Origin of the sequence: Pseudomonas sp. FW305-28 (genome assembly GCF_017351395.1) — a bacterium.
Lineage (GTDB): Bacteria > Pseudomonadota > Gammaproteobacteria > Pseudomonadales > Pseudomonadaceae > Aquipseudomonas > Aquipseudomonas fluorescens_AA.
Window position 1 is genome coordinate 20,557 of the sequence record NZ_JACNDD010000024.1, and the last position, 19,921, is coordinate 40,477.

The following is a 19,921-nucleotide window of genomic DNA, read 5'->3' on the forward strand; positions in this document are numbered from 1 at the left end:
TGGGTGTCCAACTTTTTGGGGGCAGTCCATCCTGTGGGAGCGAGCTTGCTCGCGATGCTTTTAAAGGCCTCATGCACCGCATCAATGCACTGCGAACCGCAATTGCACATGCACCACCCGCCAAAACCAATCGGCCCAGCTCGAAAAAAACCGCACAAACAAAAGCAAAAGCCCCGGAATACGGGGCTTTTGCGTTACAGAAAGCGTTTTTGTGACAAATAATTTAAAACTGGCACGCCCCCTGCAATAGCTAGATCACTACCCAGTTTCGGGGACCTTGGTACAGGCAGGCCGGGGAATCCCCATTTTATACCGGGCTCAGTGAGCCCACTGTTTTGGGGGCCTTGATACAGGCAGGTCAAGGTTTCCCTTCTTTACACCCAGGGCCGTGCGCTTAGCGCGAGCCCTCCCGTTTTGGGGACCTTGGTACAGGCAGGCCGGGGATTCCCTCTTTTATTGCTCCTGGAGACGGACCTCCAGCCGCCAGCGGTCATCGACCTCGCTGCCGGTCCACGCCCCTCGCAATGGACGCGCCGCCACCAGCGTCAGCAACAACCCCTCGTCACTCAAACGCACCCGCCAGTTCACATCCTTGCCGTTGAGCTTGAGCTGGCCCTTCTGCGGCTGGCCTTCTGCCTGGAACAGCAACGCCACTGAGCCGTCGACAATTTCGCCATGGAGCTTGGGTTCATTGTTGAACCAGGCCACCAGCGCTCCGTCTGTCACCTCGATCTGTTGCAACGCGCTCGGCTCGGGCGTGGTCAGGCGCCCGATCATCAGCCCGACCATCACGCCGAAGATCGCCAAAGAGCCCATCACCCGAGGCATTAGCTTCGAACGTCGGTCGGTTTGCGGCGTAGAATGCCGCTCATCTTTATCTGCGGAGCCGTGCATGTTTCACGTCATCCTTTTTCAACCGGAAATTCCGCCGAATACCGGCAACGTCATCAGGCTGTGCGCCAACAGCGGCTGCCACCTGCATTTGATCGAACCGCTGGGCTTCGACATGGACGACAAGCGCCTGCGCCGCGCCGGCCTCGACTACCACGAGTATGCCACCTTGCAGCGTCACGCCGACCTCGCCAGTTGTCTGGAAAGCCTCGGGCATCCGCGTCTGTTCGCCTTTACCACCAAGGGTTCGCGGCCGTTCCATGACGCCAGCTTCGTCGCCGGCGATGCGTTCCTGTTCGGCCCGGAAAGCCGTGGCCTGCCGGCCGACGTACTGGACGCCCTGCCCGCCGAACAGCGCCTGCGCCTGCCAATGCGTGAAGGCTGCCGCAGCCTGAACCTGTCCAATACCGTGGCGGTGGCGGTTTATGAGGCGTGGCGGCAGAACGGGTTCGCCTGAGCCGTTCCTGTCAGCCAGAAACACCTGTGGGAGCGAGCCTGTGGGAGCCGAGCTTGCTCGCGATGAGGTCGACACGGTTCAACTGCAAAACCGTGTCATCGTTCATCGCGAGCAAGCTCGGCTCCCACAGGCTCGCTCCCACAGGTTTTGTGCCTGGCCGTCGAGCGCTATGCCTGGCAGTGGACGCTTACTGAACGGTCGCGCCGCCTTCCTGCTGCATGCGCTGCAGTTCTTGCGCATACAGGGCATCGAAGTTCACCGGCGCCAGCATCAGGGCCGGGAACGAGCCGCGGGTTACCAGGCTGTCCAGGGTTTCCCGGGCGTAAGGGAACAGGATGTTCGGGCAGAACGCGCCCAGGGTGTGGCTCATCGAAGGAGCATCCAGGTTCTTGATCAGGAAGATCCCGGCCTGTTGCACTTCAGCGATGAACGCCACTTCGTCACCGTTCTTGACGGTGACCGACAGGGTCAGCACCACTTCGTGGAAGTCATCTTCCAGGGCTTTCTGACGGGTGTTCAGGTCCAGGCCTACGCTCGGCTCCCACTGCTGGCGAAAGATCGCCGGGCTTTTCGGGGCTTCGAAGGACAGGTCACGCACATAAATGCGCTGCAAGGAGAATTGCGGTGCGGCTTCTTCTTCGCTGGCAGCTGTGTTCTGTTGGTCAGTCATCGCAGATCCTTCTTACTTTCAGGTTCTTTAGTGGGAAATTCAGGCCTTGAGCAGCGCGTCGAGCTTGCCGGCGCGCTCCAGGGCGAACAGATCATCGCAACCGCCCACGTGGGTGCTGCCGATCCAGATCTGCGGCACGGAGGTGCGCCCGGCCTTCTGGGTCATTTCGGTGCGCAGTTGCGGCTTGCCGTCGACCTTGATCTCTTCGAAGGCCACGCCTTTGTTCTGGAGCAGGGACTTGGCTCTGGAGCAATAGGGGCAGTAATCGCTGGAATAGACAACAACGTGGGACATTTCACTTCACCAGGGGCAGATTGTCGGCTTTCCAGCTGGCAACGCCGCCGGACAGCTTGGCGGCGGTAAAACCGGACTTCATCAGCTCGCGGGCGTGGGTGCCGGCGTGCTGGCCTTGGGCGTCCACCAGGATCAACGTCTTGGCCTTGTGTTTCTCCAGCTCGCCGATCCGCGCCATCAGTTTGTCCTGGGGAATGTTCACCGCCCCGACAATGTGACCGGCGGCGTAATCCTTGCTCGGGCGGATGTCCACCACCAGGCCGGCATCCTTGTTGACCAGTGCGGTCAGCTCGCCAGTGCTCAGGCTGCGACCGCCGCCCTGCATCGTGTGGGCAACCAGCAACGCCAGCAGCACGACGAAGATACCGACGAGAATGTAGTGGTTAGTGGCAAATTGAATCAGGTGAGCAACCATCGAAGGAGGTTCCAGGGCGTTAAAATGTCGGCCAGTATACACAGCACGCAAGGCCGGCCAAACCCCGCCCGGCGGTGACGCCGCCGGAACTTACCTTTAAACTGCCCGTCCCTTTTCCATCGTCTTCTTTTAACCCGCCACGAGTGGATTCCATGACTACCACGCCTAAACCTTTGGTCCTGATGATTCTCGACGGCTTCGGTCACAGTGACAGCCACGAATCCAACGCCGTGTATTCGGCCAACAAGCCGGTGCTGGACCGTCTGTGGGCCACCGTGCCCAACGGCCTGATCTCCGGCAGCGGCATGGACGTCGGCCTGCCGGACGGGCAGATGGGCAACTCCGAAGTCGGCCACATGAACCTCGGCGCAGGCCGCGTGGTGTACCAGGACTTCACCCGCGTGACCAAATCGATCCGCGACGGCGAGTTCTTCGAAAACCCGACCATCTGCGCCGCGGTGGATAAGGCCGTGGCCGCCGGCAAGGCCGTGCACTTCATGGGCCTGTTGTCCGACGGTGGCGTGCACAGCCACCAGGACCACCTGATCGCCATGGCCGAGCTGGCTGCCAAGCGCGGCGCCGAGAAGATCTACCTGCACGCGTTCCTCGATGGCCGCGACACCCCGCCGAAAAGCGCCACGTCGTCGATCGAGCTGCTGGACGCAACGTTCCAGGCCCTCGGCAAGGGGCGCATCGCCAGCCTCGTCGGCCGCTACTTCGCCATGGACCGTGACAACCGTTGGGATCGCGTGTCCCAGGCCTACAATCTGATCGTCGACGGCAGCGCCGAATTCAACGCCGCCACCGCCCAGGAAGGCCTGCAAGCCGCCTACGAACGCGGCGAAAGCGATGAATTCGTCAAAGCCACCACCATTGGCGAGCCGGTGAAAGTCGAAGACGGCGATGCCGTGGTGTTCATGAACTTCCGTGCCGACCGCGCCCGTGAACTGACCCGCGTGTTCGTCGAAGACGATTTCAAGGAATTCGAGCGTGCCCGCCAGCCAAAACTGGCCGGTTTCGTCATGCTGACCCAATACGCCGCCAGCATTCCCGCGCCTTCGGCCTTCGCCGCCGGCAGCCTGGAAAACGTGCTGGGCGACTACCTGGCGAAAAACGGCAAGACCCAACTGCGCATCGCCGAGACCGAAAAGTACGCCCACGTGACGTTCTTTTTCTCCGGCGGCCGTGAAGAACCGTTCCCGGGCGAAGAACGCATCCTGATCCCCTCGCCGAAAGTCGCCACCTACGACCTGCAACCGGAGATGAGCGCACCGGAAGTGACCGACCGCATCGTCGACGCCATTGAAAACCAGCGTTACGACGTGATCGTGGTCAACTACGCCAACGGCGACATGGTCGGCCACAGTGGTGTGTTCGAGGCGGCGGTCAAGGCCGTGGAATGCCTGGACACCTGCGTTGGCCGCATCGTCGAGGCCCTGGAAAAGGTCGGCGGCGAAGCACTGATCACGGCCGACCACGGCAACGTCGAGCAGATGTCCGACGAATCCACCGGCCAGGCCCACACCGCCCACACCACCGAGCCGGTGCCGTTCATCTATGTCGGCAAGCGGGACTTCAAGGTCCGCGACGGTGGCGTGCTGGCTGACGTGGCGCCGACCATGCTGATGTTGCTGGGCATGGAAAAGCCTGCGGAAATGACCGGGACGTCGATCCTGGTCTGATTCCGCAAACCCTGTGGGAGCGAGCTTGCTCGCGATAGCGCCGGATCAGCCAACCTTGATGTTGACTGATGCACCGCCATCGCGAGCAAGCTCGCTCCCACATGGGTTCTTGGTGTTTTTCGGGCCAGTTATCACACAGCCCCAAATGGGCGTTTTTTTTGCGGCGTGGGGCGGGCATACTAGGCCGTCCCTTTCCCTGGTGTCGCCCGCCTCTATGCTTCGCGTCCTGATAGCCCTCGTTCTGACCTGCTTGCTCCAACCGGCCTTTGCCGACGAGCGCGCGCAAACCCAACAGCAGTTGGAAGCCACGCGCCAGGACATTGCCGAGCTGAAAAAGCTGCTGGGCAAGTTGCAGGAAGAGAAATCCAGCGTGCAGAAAGACCTGCGCGGCACTGAAACCGAGATGGGCAAGCTGGAGAAGCAGGTCGACGCCCTGCAAAAAGAACTGAAGAAAAGCGAATCCGAGCTGCAGCGGCTCGATGGAGAGAAAAAAAAACTCCAGAGCGCGCGCACTGAACAACAAAAGCTGATCGCCATCCAGGCCCGGGCCGCCTACCAGAATGGCCGCCAGGAATACCTCAAGCTGCTGCTCAACCAGCAGAACCCCGAGAAATTCGCCCGTACCCTCACCTATTACGATTACCTGAGCCAGGCCCGCCTGGAACAACTCAAGAGCTTCAATGAAACCTTGCGCCAACTGGCCAATGTCGAAAAAGACATCGAGCTGCAGCAGGCCCAGTTGCTGGTGCAGAAAAGCAGCCTCGACACCCAGCGCGAAGAACTCGAGAAGGTTCGCAAGGAACGCCAGGTGGCTCTGGCCAAGCTCAATGACGACGTGAAGGCCCGCGACAGCAAGCTCAAGGCCCGCGAGCAGGACCAGGCCGAACTGGCCAATGTGTTGAAAACCATCGAAGAGACCCTGGCCCGCCAGGCCCGAGAGGCGGAAGAAGCGCGCCAGAAAGCGCTGATCGCCCAGCAGGAAGCCGAAAAAAAGCGTTTGCGTGAAGCCCAGGCCGACGCAGACGCCGGCGATGCACCGCGCAAACCGGCAAAATCCAGCCCTGGCGCACTGGTTTCCAGTGACGGCGAAACCTTTGGCGGCGCTTTTGCTTCAGCCCGAGGCAAACTTCCGTGGCCGGTCAATGGTCGATTGCTTGCGCGCTTCGGTGAAACCCGCGGCGACGACACCCGCACCAAGTGGGACGGGGTGATGATCAGCGCCTCCGCTGGCAGCCAGGTACATGCCGTGCATGGCGGGCGCGTGGTATTCGCCGACTGGTTGCGCGGCGCCGGCCTGCTGGTGATTCTCGATCACGGCAACGGTTACTTGAGCCTGTACGGCCACAACCAGACGCTGCTCAAGTCGGCGGGCGACGTGGTCAAGGCCGGAGAGTCCATCTCCACGGTCGGTAACAGTGGCGGGCAGGATACGCCAGCACTGTATTTCGCTATTCGTCAGCAGGGTCGCCCCAGTGACCCGGCCCAATGGTGTCGTGCGCAAGGATAAGCGCGCCCATCCTATTAAGGAGTTCGTTCGACATGCTGCATTTGTCCCGCCTTACCTCGCTGGCCCTGACGATCGCCCTCGTGATCGGTGCGCCCCTGGCTTTCGCCGCCGAACCGGCCCCATCGGCCCCCGCCGCCACGGCCGCAACCACCAAGGCGCCGCTGCCGCTGGACGAACTGCGCACCTTTGCCGAGGTCATGGACCGGATCAAGGCCGCCTACGTGGAACCGGTGGATGACAAGATGCTGCTGGAGAACGCCATCAAAGGCATGCTCAGCAACCTTGACCCGCACTCGGCCTACCTGGGGCCAGACGATTTTGCCGAGCTGCAGGAAAGCACCAGCGGCGAATTCGGCGGCCTGGGCATCGAGGTCGGCAGCGAAGACGGCTTCGTCAAGGTCGTCTCGCCAATCGACGACACGCCTGCTTCCAAGGCCGGCATCCAGGCCGGTGACTTCATCGTCAAGATCAACGGCCAGCCGACGCGCGGCCAGAGCATGACCGAAGCCGTGGACAAGATGCGCGGCAAGATCGGCCAGAAGATCACCCTGACCCTGGTACGCGACGGTGGCACACCGTTCGATGTGACGCTCACGCGAGCGGTCATCCAGGTCAAGAGCGTGAAAAGCCAGTTGCTGGAGTCGGGCTACGGCTACATCCGCATCACCCAGTTCCAGGTCAAGACCGGCGAAGAAGTCGCCAAGGCCCTGGCCAAGATGCGCAAGGACAACGGCAAGAAACTCAACGGCCTGGTCCTGGACCTGCGTAACAACCCCGGCGGCGTATTGCAGTCGGCGGTGGAAGTGGTGGACCACTTCATCACCAAGGGCCTGATCGTCTACACCAAGGGCCGTATCGCCAATTCCGAGCTGCGCTTCTCGGCCACTGGCAACGACTTGAGCGAAGCCGTGCCATTGGTGGTGCTGATCAACGGCGGCAGCGCTTCGGCCTCGGAAATCGTCGCCGGCGCCCTGCAGGACCAGAAGCGCGGTGTGGTCATGGGCACCACCAGCTTCGGCAAGGGCTCGGTGCAGACCGTGTTGCCACTGAACAACGACCGTGCCCTGAAGATCACCACCGCGCTGTACTTCACGCCTAACGGCCGTTCCATCCAGGCCCAGGGCATTGTCCCGGACATCGAAGTGCGCAAGGCCAAGATCACCAACGAGCAGGACAGCGAGTACTTCAAGGAAGCCGACCTGCAAGGTCACCTGGGCAACGGCAACGGCGGCGCCGACAAACCGACCGGTTCCGGCACCAAGGCCAAGCCAATGCCTCAGGATGACGACTATCAGTTGGCCCAGGCCTTGAGCTTGCTCAAAGGGTTGAACATCACGTCCGGCCGCTGAGATGGGCCTGCGTTTCACCTTCGTCCTGCTGTGCCTGCTGGCGGGGGCCGTTAACGCGGCGCCCGCCACGCCCTCTTCGCCGCACAAGGCGTACCTGAGCCTGATCATCGACGACCTGGGGCAAAACCTGCCCCGGGACCGTCGGGTGCTCGCCCTTCCCGGGCCGGTCACCGCCGCGATCATGCCCGACACACCCCACGCCGCCGAATTCGCCCGCGAAGCCCATCGCGCCGGCAAGCTGGTCATGCTGCATATGCCCATGGACCCGGCCACCGGGCCGTTCGCCTGGCATCCGGAACTGTCCATCGAAGAACTGGGCAAGCGCCTCGACGCCGCGTTCGCTGCCGTGCCCTACACCAGCGGGATCAACAACCACATGGGCAGCCGCATGACCGCCCAGCCCAAGGCCATGGCGTGGCTGATGGCGAACTTGCAGCAGCGCCACAAGTTTTTCGTCGACAGCCGCACCAGCGCCCAGACCGTCGCCGCCGCCGAAGCGCAAAAGATCGGCCTCGCCAGTGTGTCGCGGGATGTGTTCCTGGACGACGAGCGCACCGAAACCGCCATCGCCCAACAGCTGCAAACCGCCATCGACCTGGCCCGCCGGCAAGGCTCGGCTGTGATGATCGGCCATCCCTATCCGCAGACCCTGGCGGTACTCGAACGCGAGCTACCCAAGCTCAAGGCCCAGGGCATCGAATGGATCGACATCAAGTCGATGATCAGCCTGCGCAGCAATCAGGCGATGGCTGGGCATGGGAAGGATGGGGTTTATCGGTAGCGGCGACCGCGTCGCCGCCATCGCGAGCAAGCTCGCTCCCACAGTGGTTTTGCATCGGCCACAAGATTGGCGTTCACAGCAGATCCCTGTGGGAGCGAGCTTGCTCGCGATGACAGCGGCACATTCAACATCCCGGCAAGCTGACCCACCGCTATCGCGAGCAAGCTCGCTCCCACTGTGGTTTTGCCTTGGGCACAAGATTGGCGTTCACAGCAGATCCCTGTGGGAGCGAGCCTGAACTCGCGATGACGGCGGCACATTCAACATCCCGGCAAGCTGACCCACCGCTTTCGCGAGCAGGCTCGCTCCCACAGGTTTGTTCCAGCTATCAGAGATACCGCGCCATGATCGCGTCCACCCCCCCTTCCTTGCGGAGCTCATCCAAGGCCGCCTGAAGCCGGGCGACCACGTCGTCGGGTACGTCCTTGTTCAAGGCCAGGTACAACTCGGCACTGTTGAAGCGCAGCACGGTCTTGAGATCGGTCACCCCTTCCTGGCGCGCCAGGTAACGCCCGGCCGGATCCCCGGTGGCCCACAGGTCGATCTGGCCGTTGACCAGCTTCCTGGCGTTGTCCTGATCGCGCAACACGACAATCGGCTTGAGTCCCTGCTTGGTCAACGTCTCGGCAATTGCGTCGCCCTTGTAGGCACCGATCTTGTATTGACGCGCCTGCTCCAGCGAGTCGAGAGCGATCTTGCTGTCGGCCTTGGCGAGCATGATCCAGTCGTCCGGACCGATGGGGCCGACCCATTTGAAAAGCTTTTCACGCTCTGGCAACCGCGCCATGACAAACACACCGTAACCCGGATTTTCCAGGGCGAGTTTGTAGATGCGCTCCCAGGGGAAACGTAGCGTCAGGCTGTAGGAGATATCGGCGCGCTTGAATATCTCGCGGACGATGTCCACGGCAATGCCATGGATGTTCTCGTCCTGGGCGAAGTTCTTGCCGTTCTTGGCCATGTTGTACGGGGGGAAGTTTTCCGTCAGCAACACCAGCGATGTATCAGCGGCGCGGACAGTGCCTGCGAGCAGCAACGTGGCACCGGCAAAGGCAAGAACGAGGCGTTTGAGCATGTCGGGCTACCGCAATCCATGGTGTGCCCAAGAGTGCCTTGGGCCCGCCATGGTGTCCAGCAGTCAGCGAATGCAGATACCGCGATGAGCCATGTAGGCCTTGGCTTCCGGCACGGTGTATTCGCCAAAGTGGAAAATGCTCGCCGCCAGCACCGCACTGGCGTGGCCTTCCAGGATGCCGTCGGCCAGGTGTTGCAGGTTGCCAACGCCGCCGGACGCGATCACCGGAATGCCCAGGGCATCGCTGATAGCGCGGGTGACGCCCAGGTCGAAACCGTTTTTCATGCCGTCCTGGTCCATGCTGGTCAGCAGGATTTCACCGGCGCCCAGGCCTTCCATCTTCTTCGCCCACTCGACGGCGTCCAGGCCCGTGGGCTTGCGCCCGCCGTGGGTGAAGATTTCCCAACGCGGGGTTTCACCCGGGCCGGAGACTTTCTTGGCATCGATGGCCACGACGATGCACTGCGAGCCGAAGTGCTGGGCCGCTTCACCGACGAATTCCGGGTTGAACACCGCCGCAGTGTTGATCGACACTTTGTCCGCTCCGGCATTGAGCAGGTTGCGGATGTCCTGCACGGTGCGCACGCCACCGCCCACGGTCAGCGGGATGAACACCTGGCTGGCCATGCGCTCGACGGTATGCAGCGTGGTATCGCGGCCATCGACGCTGGCCGTGATGTCGAGGAAGGTGATCTCGTCCGCACCCTGTTCGTCGTAGCGACGGGCGATTTCCACCGGGTCGCCGGCGTCACGGATGTTCTCGAACTTCACGCCCTTGACCACCCGGCCGTTGTCCACGTCCAGGCAAGGGATGATGCGTTTGGCCAGCGCCATGGTGAGTCCTCAGCCTTTGTAGGAATCGCAGAAGGCCTGGGCCTCGGCGACGTCCAGGGTGCCTTCGTAGATCGCGCGACCGGTGATCGCACCGATGATGCCCGGCGCCTTGGCGTCGAGCAGTGCCTTGATGTCACCCAGGTTGTGGATGCCGCCGGAGGCGATCACCGGAATCTTGGTGGCGGCAGCCAGGGCGGCGGTGAACGGGACATTGCAGCCCTGCATCATGCCGTCTTTGGCGATGTCGGTGTAGACGATGGCAGACACGCCGTCGGCTTCGAAACGCTTGGCCAGGTCGATCACCTGCACGGCGCTGACTTCAGCCCAACCGTCGGTGGCGACAAAACCGTCCTTGGCGTCGAGGCCAACGATGACCTTGCCCGGGAACGCGCGGCACGCTTCGGCAACGAACTCAGGCTCCTTCACCGCCTTGGTGCCGATGATCACGTAGCTCACGCCAGCCTTGACGTAGTGCTCGATGGTTTCCAGCGAGCGAATGCCGCCGCCGATCTGGATCGGCAGGTTCGGGTAGCGCTTGGCAATGGCCGTGACCACCTCGCCATTGACCGGCTGCCCTTCGAAGGCGCCATTGAGGTCGACCAGATGCAGGCGACGGCAGCCGCCCTCCACCCACTTGGCGGCCATGCTCACCGGGTCATCGGAAAACACCGTGGAGTCTTCCATGCGGCCCTGGCGCAGACGTACGCAAGCGCCGTCCTTGAGATCGATAGCGGGGATAATCAGCATCTGGCAAACCTTCAAATACGAATATTCAGCTTGGCTCGAAAATCAGTTTTTCTCGAGCGCCCACAAGTCGCTTTCAATGCTTTCGAACCTTTCTTTAAGGTGCGTCTGCACATCGAAAATCGCCCTGTTGTAATAGTGCGGAGCAATTTCGCGGGTAAACAGGTCAAGAATTTCCGCCGCTTCGAACGAACCCAGGTCCAGTTCGAAACGCTCCTCCATGAACCGCTGGATCTTGCGGTTCGCTTCACTCTCCTGCTCGGGCGTGAGGGTGAGGATCGGCGGTTTCTTGCGGGCCATTACCAGCGCCCGTCCCACGCCGCGAAGTTCTGCAGCAATTGCAGGCCATGGGTATGGCTCTTCTCCGGGTGGAACTGCACGGCGAAGCGCGAACCATCGGCCAGGGCCGCGGCGAAATCGACGCCATAGTGACCGCTGCCCACCACCTGCCGCGCATTGCCGGCGGCGATGTAGTAGCTGTGCACGAAGTAGAAGCGTGCCAAGTCCGGAATGTTGTGCCACAGCGGGTGATCCACCGTCTGCTTCACTTCGTTCCAGCCCATGTGCGGGACCTTCAAGTGCTCGCCGTCTTCGTGCAGGCCCTTGCCAAAGAACTTCACCTGGCCCGGGAACAGCGAGATGCAATCGACACCATCGTTCTCTTCGCTGCGGTCGAGCAAGGCCTGCATGCCCACGCAGATGCCGAGGAACGGACGGTCCTGGCTGACTTCGTGCACCAGCTTGTCGAAGCCCAGCCGACGAATCTCGGCCATGCAATCACGAATCGCGCCGACGCCGGGGAACACCACCCGGTCGGCTTCGCGAATCACGTCGGCATCGCTGGTGATCAGCACCTTGCCGGCGCCCACGTGCTCGAGGGCCTTGGCCACCGAGTGCAGGTTGCCCATGCCGTAGTCGATAACCGCGACCGTCTGCATTACAGGACGCCCTTGGTGGAAGGCATCTGGCCGGCCATGCGGTCATCGAGCTCCACGGCCATGCGCAGCGCGCGGCCGAAAGCCTTGAACACGGTTTCGATCTGGTGGTGGGTGTTGTGCCCGCGCAGGTTGTCGATGTGCAGGGTCACGTTGGCGTGGTTGACAAAGCCCTGGAAGAATTCCTGGAACAGGTCGACGTCGAAGCCGCCGACGGTGGCACGGGTATACGGCACGTGCATCTGCAGGCCCGGGCGGCCGGAGAAGTCGATGACCACCCGCGACAGCGCTTCATCGAGCGGCACGTAGGCATGGCCGTAGCGACGGATGCCCTTCTTGTCGCCGATGGCTTTGGTAAAGGCCTGGCCCAGGGTGATACCCACGTCTTCCACCGTATGGTGGTCGTCGATATGCAGGTCGCCCTTGCTGACGATGTCCAGGTCGATCAGCCCGTGACGGGCGATCTGGTCCAGCATGTGCTCAAGAAAAGGTACACCGATATCAAACCGGGCCTTTCCGGTGCCATCCAGGTTGATCGAGGCTTTGATCTGGGTTTCCAGAGTGTCGCGCTCGACAGACGCCTTACGTTCGGCCATCACCAGCTCCGCAAAATCATTGGGCGAAAAAGGCAGCCATTATAGGGGCGCGAGCGGCAAACAGAAACACAAGAGGTGACATCACTGACGGGCTGAACCCCGGGCTGTCGGTGATAGACATGTCCATACAAGTCTTTGCCATCACCCAAAACGACTGTGGGAGCGAGCTTGCTCGCGATGGCGGTGGGTCAGCCGACCATGATGTCGACTGACATACCCTCATCGCGAGCAAGCTCGCTCCCACAAGGATTGCCCTGTCCTGTTGGTCAGGGCAACGGTCTTAGCGGAACAATACCGCCGTCTTCTGCAGGGTCACCCACACACCCCACGCCAACGGAATGCCCACCACCAGCCAGGCGGCGATCGCCAGGGGCTTGGTGCCCGGCGCGGCTTTCCACTCCAGCGACGTGCTGCTGTCGGCGCCTTTGTCATGACCCAGCGCCTGTTCGGCGGCCAGTTCGGCGTCGGTCATGAAGTACTTGTCGGCGACCGGACGGACCATCAGGTTGCAGAGGAAGCCCAGCACCAGCAGGCCGGCGAGGATGTACAAGGTGATGTCATAGGCCGCGGCGCGTTCAACGCCGATGCTCAGTTGATATTCACGCAGGTAGTTCACCAGCACCGGACCCAGCACGCCCGCCGCAGCCCAGGCGGTCAGCAGGCGACCGTGGATCGCACCGACCATTTGCGTACCGAACAGGTCCGCCAGGTAGGCCGGCACGGTGGCGAAACCGCCGCCGTACATCGACAGGATGATGCAGAACGCCGCCACGAACAGCGCGACGCTGCCCAGGTGACCCAGGTTCGGGATCAGCGCGTACAGGGCAAAGCCCAGGGCGAAGAACACGAAATAGGTGTTTTTACGACCCAGGTAATCCGAGAAGGAGGCCCAGAAGAACCGGCCGCCGATGTTGAACAGGCTCAACAGACCGGTGAAGCCGGCCGCGATGGCCGCGATCTGGCCCAGTTGCGTAGCGTCCAGTTGACCGAACGGCAGGTCGTTGCCGAGCAGCTTGCCGCCGAACACTTCCTGCAACAGTGGCGAAGCCATGCCCAGGATGCCGATACCGGCCGATACGTTCAGGCACAGCACCAACCAGACCAGACGGAACTGCGGGGTTTTCCAGGCAACATTCACGTGAACGTGGCGATGGGTGATCATCGCGTTCGCGGCTTTCTTCGGTGCCGGGGTCCAGCCCTCAGGCTTCCAGCCGGTCGGCGGTACGCGGTACGACAAGGCGCCACCGATCATGAACACGAAGTAGATCGCAGCCATGACCAGGAAGCTCTGCCATACGCCCACGCCCGTTGGCGAAGCGAAATGGTTCATCAGCGCCGCGGCCAGTGGAGCACCGACCATCGCACCACCGCCGAAGCCCATGATCGCCATGCCGGTCGCCATGCCGCGCTTGTCCGGGAACCACTTGATCAGGGTCGACACCGGGGAGATATAGCCCAGGCCCAAGCCGATACCACCGATCACCCCGGAACCGACCCACATCAGCCAGATCTGATGGGTATAGATACCCAACGCGGAAATCAGCAGGCCACCGCACCAGCACAAGGCCGATACAACGCCGGCCTTGCGTGGCCCGGCGTGTTCCAGCCAGCCACCCCAGATGGCTGCCGAGCAACCCAGGAAGATGAAGAACAGGGTGTAGATCCAGCCGAGCATCGAGATCGGCCAGTCACATTGGGACGAAAAGACTTGCGAGATGAAGCTCATATCCGGTGCACAGGCCACAGGCTTGGTGACACCCAAGGCCTTGGACAGTGGCAGCCAGAACACCGAAAAGCCATAGGCCATGCCGATGCACAGGTGAATGGCCAGTGCGGCCGGTGGAACCAGCCACCGGTTGAAACCGGGCTTGGCGATGATGCGTTCCTTGGAGAGGAACGCAGGCTGGTCGGCGACGCCGCCCGCCGTGATGCTCGTGCTCATTGTGTATCCCCCAGTTATTGGAATGGTCCGTCAGCCACGCGTCACCCTCAGCCTTCATTGCACGCAGGCATGGCTGTATTTTCTGGTGAAGCTCCATAGTGTGCGACATCAAGTCGCAGAAGGACGGACGAACGGGCAAAGGTTACCATTTGCTCGTGGCAGAAAAACCAAAGTGATATCACCTTTTTCGTGCCATCTGTCTTATCGCACGCTCGCTCGCTTTCTGTAGGGGGCTAACGGTTTATTTTTTCAGGAATTTTCATGCTCGTCGTTGTCTAGCTCATTACCGACGCCAACTGTCAGGGCCAACAGGACCTGCGGGAAATCTACCAGGATGCCCCGGACTGGCTGTTCGAACCGTTTCGCGATGCCAGGCATGGGCGGCCAAGCGCGCTCCCACACTGGATCTGCGGACGGGACTTATAACGAGCACCTAACGCACCACCACCAATCCACAGCGTTATACTCCCGGCTAAATTTTGAACTCAACCTACAAGGATTCGCCCATGAAAGCGTTCGGCAAAATCCTGGGTCTGGTACTTCTCGGGCTGTTGCTGATCATCGTGGCCCTGGGCTTTGCCCTGACCCACCTGTTCGATCCCAACGACTACAAAGAAGAGATCCGCCAGATAGCCCGCGACAAGGCCCACATCGAGCTGACCCTCAATGGCGATATCGGCTGGAGCCTGTTCCCTTGGCTGGGTCTGGAATTGCACGATGCCAGCGTCGCGACCCTGGCCAATCCGACCCAACCTTTCGCCGACCTGCAGATGCTCGGCCTTTCGGTCCGGGTGATCCCGCTGCTGCGCCGGGAAGTGCAGATGAGCGATGTGCGCGTCGAGGGCCTGAACCTGCGGCTCAACCGCGACAAGAACGGTCACGGTAACTGGGAAGACATCGGCAAGGCACCAGCCTCGGCGACGACGGCGAACACCCCGGCGCCAGCCGAGCAACCGGCCCCACCCGCCAACACCCCGGCAGAAAAACCTGCCCAGCCGACCCGCCTGGACATCGACAGCCTGACCGTGAACAACGCCCGGGTCGAATACACCGACGAGCAGACCGGCAAGCTGTACACCGCCGAGAGCATCCAACTGAGCACCGGCCCGGTCCACGACTCCACCAACATCCCGGTCACCCTGACCGCTTTCCTGTCCAGCAACCAGCCGGCCGTACGCGTACGCACCGAAGTGACGGGTGAGCTGCGCTTCGAGCGTGCCCTGCAACGCTACAAGTTCGAAGACCTGAAACTGTCCGGCGAAGCCACGGGCGACCCCTTGCAGGGCAAGACCCTGAATTTCGCCGCCCAAGGCCAGCTGTTCCTGGACAAGGCGGCAAACGTCGCCGAATGGACCGGCATCAAGCTTTCGCTCAACCAACTGCGTGCCCTGGGTGAACTGAAGGTCAACGACCTCGACAAGACTCCGCAATTGAATGGCGGGGTGTCGATCGCCCAGTTCGATCTGGCTAAATTCGTCGACAGCGTCGGCCAGACACTTCCGGCCATGGCCGAAGGCAGCCTGAGCAAGGTCGAGCTGGCCAGCCGTATTGCCGGCACGCCGACCAGCGTCGAACTCAACGACATCAACCTGAAGCTCGACGACAGCACCTTCAGCGGTCGTATCGCCGTGGAAGACTTTGCCAAGCAGGCCCTGCGCGTGCAGCTCAAGGCCGACACGTTCAATGTCGACCGCTACCTGCCGCCAAAATCCGCCGACGCCGACAGCTCCAAGGCGGCCCGTGAGGCCGAAGTCAGCAACACCGAAGCCAGCGCCATGGCCGGTGTCGGCAACTCACCGCTGCCAAGCGCGCCGACCCAGGGCGCCTGGAGCAACGATCGGCTGTTTCCGGTAGAACGCCTGAGCAAGCTGGACCTCGATGCCGATCTGACCTTCGGGCAACTGACCCTGGATAAACTGCCGATCCAGAACGCCGCGCTCAAGGCCACCGGCCTGGGCGGCCTGCTGACCCTGGAGAACCTGCGGGGCGATCTGTACAGCGGCAACTTCGAAACCAAGGGCACCCTGGATGTGCGCCAACCGACTCCACTGTTGAGCCTGCAAACCCGTATCAACCGGGTCCCTGCCGAGAAGATCATCGAAAGCCAGGGCAAGAATCCGCCGGTCAAAGGCCTGGTCACCGTCAACAGTGCGATCACCGCCACCGGTAATAGCCAGAAGGCCCTGATCGACAGCCTCAACGGCAACGCCGGGTTCGTCATCAACGATGGCGTGCTGCTCAATGCCAACCTCGAACAGCAATTGTGCAAAGGCATCGCCACCCTCAATCGCAAGTCCCTCAGCGGCGAACCCCGGGGCAAGGACACGCCGTTCCAGCAACTCAACGGCAATCTCACTTTCAACAACGGCGTTGCCCACAACCCGGACCTGAAAGTCCGCATCCCCGGCATGACCGTCAACGGCAACGGCGATATCGACCTGCGGGTGCTGGGCATGGATTACCGCGTCGGCGTCATCGTCGAAGGCGACAAGAGCGACATGCCCGACCCGGCCTGCCAGGTCAACGAACGCTACGTCGACGTCGAATGGCCGTTGCGCTGCCGCGGCCCACTGGAGCTGGGGGCGAAGGCCTGCCGCCTGGACAACGACGGGTTGGGCAAGGTCGCGGCGAAACTGGCCGGCGACCGGCTCGGCGACAAGATCGAGGAGAAGCTCGGCGACAAGGTCAGTCCCGAGCTGAAAGACGCGCTCAAGGGGCTGTTCAAGCGATGAGAGCCGAGCAGTTTTCCTCCGCGGTACTGGACTGGTTCGACCGCCACGGGCGCCACGATTTGCCCTGGCAACAAGACATCACCCCTTATCGGGTGTGGGTCTCGGAAATCATGTTGCAGCAGACCCAGGTCAGTACCGTGCTCAATTACTTCGACCGGTTCATGGCTTCGCTGCCCACCGTTCAAGCCCTGGCCGCCGCGCCGGAGGACGAAGTGCTGCACCTGTGGACCGGGCTGGGTTACTACACCCGTGCGCGCAACTTGCAGAAAACCGCGAAAATCGTCGTCGAGCAGTACGGCGGCGAATTCCCCCGGGACGTGGAAAAACTCACCGAGTTGCCGGGGATCGGCCTGTCCACCGCCGGTGCCATCGCCAGCATCAGCATGGGCCTGCGGGCGCCGATCCTCGATGGCAACGTCAAACGGGTGCTGGCGCGCTTCACCGCCCAGGAAGGCTACCCGGGCGAACCCAAGGTGGCGAAACAGCTGTGGGCCACCGCCGAGCGCTTCACGCCGCAAGACCGGGTCAACGCCTACACCCAGGCGATGATGGACCTCGGCGCGACACTCTGTACCCGCAGCAAGCCCAGTTGCCTGCTCTGCCCACTGAAACAGGGCTGCGAGGCCCACATGCTGGGCCTGGAAACCCGCTACCCGATTCCCAAGCCCCGTAAAGAGGTGCCCAAAAAGCGCACTTTGATGCCGATGCTGGCCAACCACGAGGGCGCGATCCTGCTTTACCGTCGCCCTTCCACCGGACTATGGGGCGGGCTGTGGAGCCTGCCGGAACTCGACGACCTCGACGACCTGCAGCACCTGGCCCTGCAACACTCGCTGGAACTGGGCAGCCAACACGAAATGCCAGGCCTGGTGCACACCTTCAGCCACTTCCAGTTGGCGATCGAACCCTGGCTGGTCCGGGTCCGGGAAACCGGCCATCACGTGGCCGAGGCCGACTGGCTCTGGTATAACCTCGCCACCCCGCCGCGCCTGGGCCTTGCCGCCCCGGTCAAAACCTTGCTCGAACGCGCGGCCGCCGTAATGAACGCAGGAGAGTTGCAATGACCCGCACCATCATGTGCCGCAAGTACAAAGAACAACTGGAAGGCCTGGAACGTGCACCGTTCCCGGGTGCCAAGGGCCAGGACATCTACGACAATGTTTCGGCCAAGGCCTGGGCCGACTGGCAGAAACACCAGACCCTGCTGATCAATGAAAAACGCCTGAACATGATGAACGCCGAAGATCGCAAATACCTTCAGGGCGAGATGGACAAGTACTTTTCCGGCGAAGATTACGCCAAGGCCGAAGGCTACGTACCGCCATCCGAATAAGCTGTTCAGCGTGGGGGCGGATCGTAAGCGACGGTAATAGTTAAATATTTTTTGAAAACTTGCTTGACGCCCCCCTGAAAAACCCGTTTAATGCGCCCCGTTGCCCAGATAGCTCAGTCGGTAGAGCAGGGGATTGAAAATCCCCGTGTCGGCGGTTCGATTCCGTCTCTGGGCACCAAATACCGAAAACCCCGATCAAGCAATTGATCGGGGTTTTTTATTGCCCGGGATTTCCTTCCTCCGCCTTGTCGACTCAGCTACATTCGTCCGCTCCCCTCTGGCAAGCGAGTCGACATGGACATCACCGGCATCCCCTTCGGTACTACCGACTGGTCAACCATCGAACCCACCGAGCACAGAGGCGTCACCGGAACCGCCTATTGGCGCACGCGGCAATTCGGGAATATTCGGGTCCGGATGGTGGAATACACCGCCGGGTATCTGGCCGACCATTGGTGCACCAAGGGCCACATCCTGTTTTGCCTCAAGGGCGAGCTCAATACTGAACTCGAAGACGGTCGGCAATTCTTGCTCAAGCCCGGCATGAGCTATCAGGTGGCCGACCAGGCCGAGCCCCATCGTTCCTCCACTTCATCGGGGGCTACGCTCTTCGTCGTGGATTGAGATTCGAAGCGTCGGCGTTGAGGCTGTAGGATAGATGGCCTTATCCATCAGGAATCCGACCATGTCATCGGCGAACAAACAGCACAAGCGCAGCCAGCGCGCCAAGGCGAAAGCCAAGCAGAACCGCACTCGGCGTGCTGCTGCGCCGAACGATTTCCTGGACCCGAACGACGAGCGCATCGATCTGGAAACCGTGGACCTGACGGAACTGTTCCAGATAATGAGTGCCGCCGAAAAGGTCAGCCAGAAGGCGCTGTGCGAAGCGTTCCTGGCCCATCCCCTGCTGGCGCTGGTGCTGGAACAGGAAGGTGAGGAAGAAGCGACCGATTTCATCATTACCGCATTGATCGAATACCGCCGTCTGACCACGGGCGTGGATGAGCAGACCGCGCTGGACTGGGTGGAAAGCAAGCAATTCCAGGCCGATTATGTGGCTGCCTCCCAGGCGCTGGCCCAAGGCCAGGACTGACTATCAGACCGGGGCCACGATGGATGACGCCCTGCGGGGATAGCTCCTACAAACCAAGGTCAACCAACATGGGGCGGCGTCATACCCGTCCTGCGTCAATCCACTATTTTTCCTCCCAAGCAATCAGCCCCGTCCGGCATCATCGAAACATCGCTTGATGCATCCTTGCAGTCCGCCCCTCTCAATGGTTGGACACTGCGATGACGCCACTGCTGCCCCAAGATGCCCCTCAGCTCGCCCCCTTGATCAACGAACTCGGCGAGCTGAGCCATCAGGACATCGGGCAGATGGACATGTATGTGCGCCTCTACGACGACCTTAAACGCGGCCCGGATGACAAACCCACCGTCGGCATCATTCTGTGCGCCCAGAAAGACGAATCGGTGGTGCGTTACTCCGTATCGCAGGGCAATGAGCAATTGTTCGTCAGTCAATACAAGCTGGTGCTCCCCTCGGAAGAAGAGCTGTGCAATGAGCCGAATCGCGAACGAGCGCGACTCGGCGAGCAGCAAGCAGGCGCAGCGACTTGAGAAAATGAGGGCCGACACCCGATGACTGCATACCCAAAAACCCATGTAAGATTTATGCGTT

Annotated in this window: 21 protein-coding genes, 1 tRNA gene and 1 pseudogene; 12 read left to right on the top strand and 11 right to left on the bottom strand. The window is 61.6% G+C overall.

Annotated features, from left to right (window positions below):
• Positions 1–453: 453 nt before the first annotated feature.
• Positions 454–894 (bottom strand): hypothetical protein, encoded by a 441-nt coding sequence (locus J4E53_RS08165; protein WP_081015338.1) that lies wholly within the window; start codon positions 892–894, stop codon positions 454–456.
• On the opposite strand from J4E53_RS08165, the gene trmL reads away from it, so the two are divergent.
• Complete coding sequence (trmL, locus tag J4E53_RS08170) at positions 893–1,348, top strand: tRNA (uridine(34)/cytosine(34)/5-carboxymethylaminomethyluridine(34)-2'-O)-methyltransferase TrmL (RefSeq protein ID WP_053117534.1); 456 nt, start codon at positions 893–895, stop codon at positions 1,346–1,348. The genes J4E53_RS08165 and trmL overlap by 2 nt on opposite strands.
• A gap of 187 nt (positions 1,349–1,535) precedes the next feature.
• Here the strand turns inward: trmL and secB are convergent, their stop codons facing one another.
• From secB to J4E53_RS08185, 3 genes are read right to left on the bottom strand one after another with little or no spacing between them, the layout of a single operon-like run.
• A complete protein-coding gene (gene secB / locus J4E53_RS08175; protein WP_060739605.1) occupies positions 1,536–2,018 on the bottom strand; it encodes a protein-export chaperone SecB in 483 nt (160 codons plus the stop codon).
• A gap of 39 nt (positions 2,019–2,057) precedes the next feature.
• Positions 2,058–2,312 (bottom strand): glutaredoxin 3, encoded by a 255-nt coding sequence (gene grxC, locus J4E53_RS08180; RefSeq protein ID WP_060739606.1) that lies wholly within the window; start codon positions 2,310–2,312, stop codon positions 2,058–2,060.
• A 1-nt stretch (position 2,313) separates the two neighbouring features.
• Entirely contained in the window at positions 2,314–2,727 is a 414-nt protein-coding gene (locus J4E53_RS08185; RefSeq protein ID WP_060739607.1) for a rhodanese-like domain-containing protein, read from the bottom strand.
• Positions 2,728–2,879: 152 nt separating this feature from the next.
• On the opposite strand from J4E53_RS08185, the gene gpmI reads away from it, so the two are divergent.
• From gpmI to J4E53_RS08205, 4 genes are all read left to right on the top strand, one after another.
• Positions 2,880–4,409, top strand: coding sequence for a 2,3-bisphosphoglycerate-independent phosphoglycerate mutase (gene gpmI, locus J4E53_RS08190; protein ID WP_103309352.1), 1,530 nt, complete (start codon positions 2,880–2,882; stop codon positions 4,407–4,409).
• A gap of 214 nt (positions 4,410–4,623) precedes the next feature.
• A complete protein-coding gene (locus J4E53_RS08195; RefSeq protein WP_060739609.1) occupies positions 4,624–5,916 on the top strand; it encodes a murein hydrolase activator EnvC in 1,293 nt (430 codons plus the stop codon).
• Between the two features lie 32 nt (positions 5,917–5,948).
• Positions 5,949–7,265 (top strand): S41 family peptidase, encoded by a 1,317-nt coding sequence (locus tag J4E53_RS08200; RefSeq protein ID WP_103309351.1) that lies wholly within the window; start codon positions 5,949–5,951, stop codon positions 7,263–7,265.
• A 1-nt stretch (position 7,266) separates the two neighbouring features.
• Complete coding sequence (locus J4E53_RS08205) at positions 7,267–8,046, top strand: divergent polysaccharide deacetylase family protein (protein WP_103309349.1); 780 nt, start codon at positions 7,267–7,269, stop codon at positions 8,044–8,046.
• A 328-nt stretch (positions 8,047–8,374) separates the two neighbouring features.
• Here J4E53_RS08205 and J4E53_RS08210 read toward each other — a convergent pair whose 3' ends face one another.
• The 7 genes from J4E53_RS08210 to J4E53_RS08240 all read right to left on the bottom strand — a co-directional run bounded on the left by J4E53_RS08210 (position 8,375) and on the right by J4E53_RS08240 (position 14,172).
• The gene (locus J4E53_RS08210) at positions 8,375–9,121 is read right to left on the bottom strand and encodes an ABC transporter substrate-binding protein (protein WP_103309347.1); all 747 of its coding nucleotides are present in this window, start codon (positions 9,119–9,121) and stop codon (positions 8,375–8,377) included.
• Positions 9,122–9,184: 63 nt separating this feature from the next.
• Positions 9,185–9,955 carry an imidazole glycerol phosphate synthase subunit HisF gene (gene hisF / locus J4E53_RS08215; RefSeq protein WP_003196830.1) on the bottom strand — a complete coding sequence of 257 codons (771 nt, stop codon included), beginning with the start codon at positions 9,953–9,955 and terminating at the stop codon, positions 9,185–9,187.
• A gap of 9 nt (positions 9,956–9,964) precedes the next feature.
• Positions 9,965–10,702 (bottom strand): 1-(5-phosphoribosyl)-5-[(5-phosphoribosylamino)methylideneamino]imidazole-4-carboxamide isomerase, encoded by a 738-nt coding sequence (hisA, locus tag J4E53_RS08220; RefSeq protein WP_103309345.1) that lies wholly within the window; start codon positions 10,700–10,702, stop codon positions 9,965–9,967.
• Between the two features lie 42 nt (positions 10,703–10,744).
• Positions 10,745–10,999, bottom strand: a complete 255-nt coding sequence (locus J4E53_RS08225; RefSeq protein ID WP_003186749.1) for a DUF2164 domain-containing protein — start codon at positions 10,997–10,999, stop codon at positions 10,745–10,747.
• Positions 10,999–11,637: an imidazole glycerol phosphate synthase subunit HisH gene (gene hisH / locus J4E53_RS08230; RefSeq protein ID WP_024619262.1), complete on the bottom strand. Its 639-nt coding sequence runs from the start codon at positions 11,635–11,637 to the stop codon at positions 10,999–11,001. Before hisH ends, J4E53_RS08225 begins: the two co-directional genes overlap by 1 nt.
• Complete coding sequence (gene hisB, locus J4E53_RS08235) at positions 11,637–12,230, bottom strand: imidazoleglycerol-phosphate dehydratase HisB (RefSeq protein ID WP_003186751.1); 594 nt, start codon at positions 12,228–12,230, stop codon at positions 11,637–11,639. The genes hisH and hisB overlap by 1 nt, the downstream gene beginning before the upstream one ends.
• 280 nt (positions 12,231–12,510) lie before the next feature.
• Positions 12,511–14,172, bottom strand: coding sequence for an OFA family MFS transporter (locus J4E53_RS08240; RefSeq protein WP_060739614.1), 1,662 nt, complete (start codon positions 14,170–14,172; stop codon positions 12,511–12,513).
• Positions 14,173–14,678: 506 nt separating this feature from the next.
• Here J4E53_RS08240 and J4E53_RS08245 point away from each other — a divergent pair.
• The 7 genes and pseudogenes from J4E53_RS08245 to J4E53_RS08275 all read left to right on the top strand — a co-directional run.
• Positions 14,679–16,904, top strand: a complete 2,226-nt coding sequence (locus tag J4E53_RS08245; protein ID WP_060739615.1) for an AsmA family protein — start codon at positions 14,679–14,681, stop codon at positions 16,902–16,904.
• On the top strand, positions 16,901–17,968 hold the full coding sequence (gene mutY / locus J4E53_RS08250) for an A/G-specific adenine glycosylase (RefSeq protein WP_060739616.1): 1,068 nt from the start codon (positions 16,901–16,903) through the stop codon (positions 17,966–17,968). Before J4E53_RS08245 ends, mutY begins: the two co-directional genes overlap by 4 nt.
• Complete coding sequence (locus tag J4E53_RS08255; RefSeq protein ID WP_060739617.1) at positions 17,965–18,237, top strand: oxidative damage protection protein; 273 nt, start codon at positions 17,965–17,967, stop codon at positions 18,235–18,237. The genes mutY and J4E53_RS08255 overlap by 4 nt, the downstream gene beginning before the upstream one ends.
• A gap of 102 nt (positions 18,238–18,339) precedes the next feature.
• A tRNA-Phe gene (locus J4E53_RS08260) sits at positions 18,340–18,415 on the top strand.
• A gap of 116 nt (positions 18,416–18,531) precedes the next feature.
• Complete coding sequence (locus J4E53_RS08265; protein ID WP_060739618.1) at positions 18,532–18,861, top strand: DHCW motif cupin fold protein; 330 nt, start codon at positions 18,532–18,534, stop codon at positions 18,859–18,861.
• A 61-nt stretch (positions 18,862–18,922) separates the two neighbouring features.
• On the top strand, positions 18,923–19,330 hold the full coding sequence (locus tag J4E53_RS08270; protein WP_103310082.1) for a hypothetical protein: 408 nt from the start codon (positions 18,923–18,925) through the stop codon (positions 19,328–19,330).
• A gap of 257 nt (positions 19,331–19,587) precedes the next feature.
• Positions 19,588–19,860, top strand: a pseudogene (locus tag J4E53_RS08275) (PDDEXK nuclease domain-containing protein); the annotation flags it as partial.
• Between the last annotated feature and the right edge of the window lie 61 nt (positions 19,861–19,921).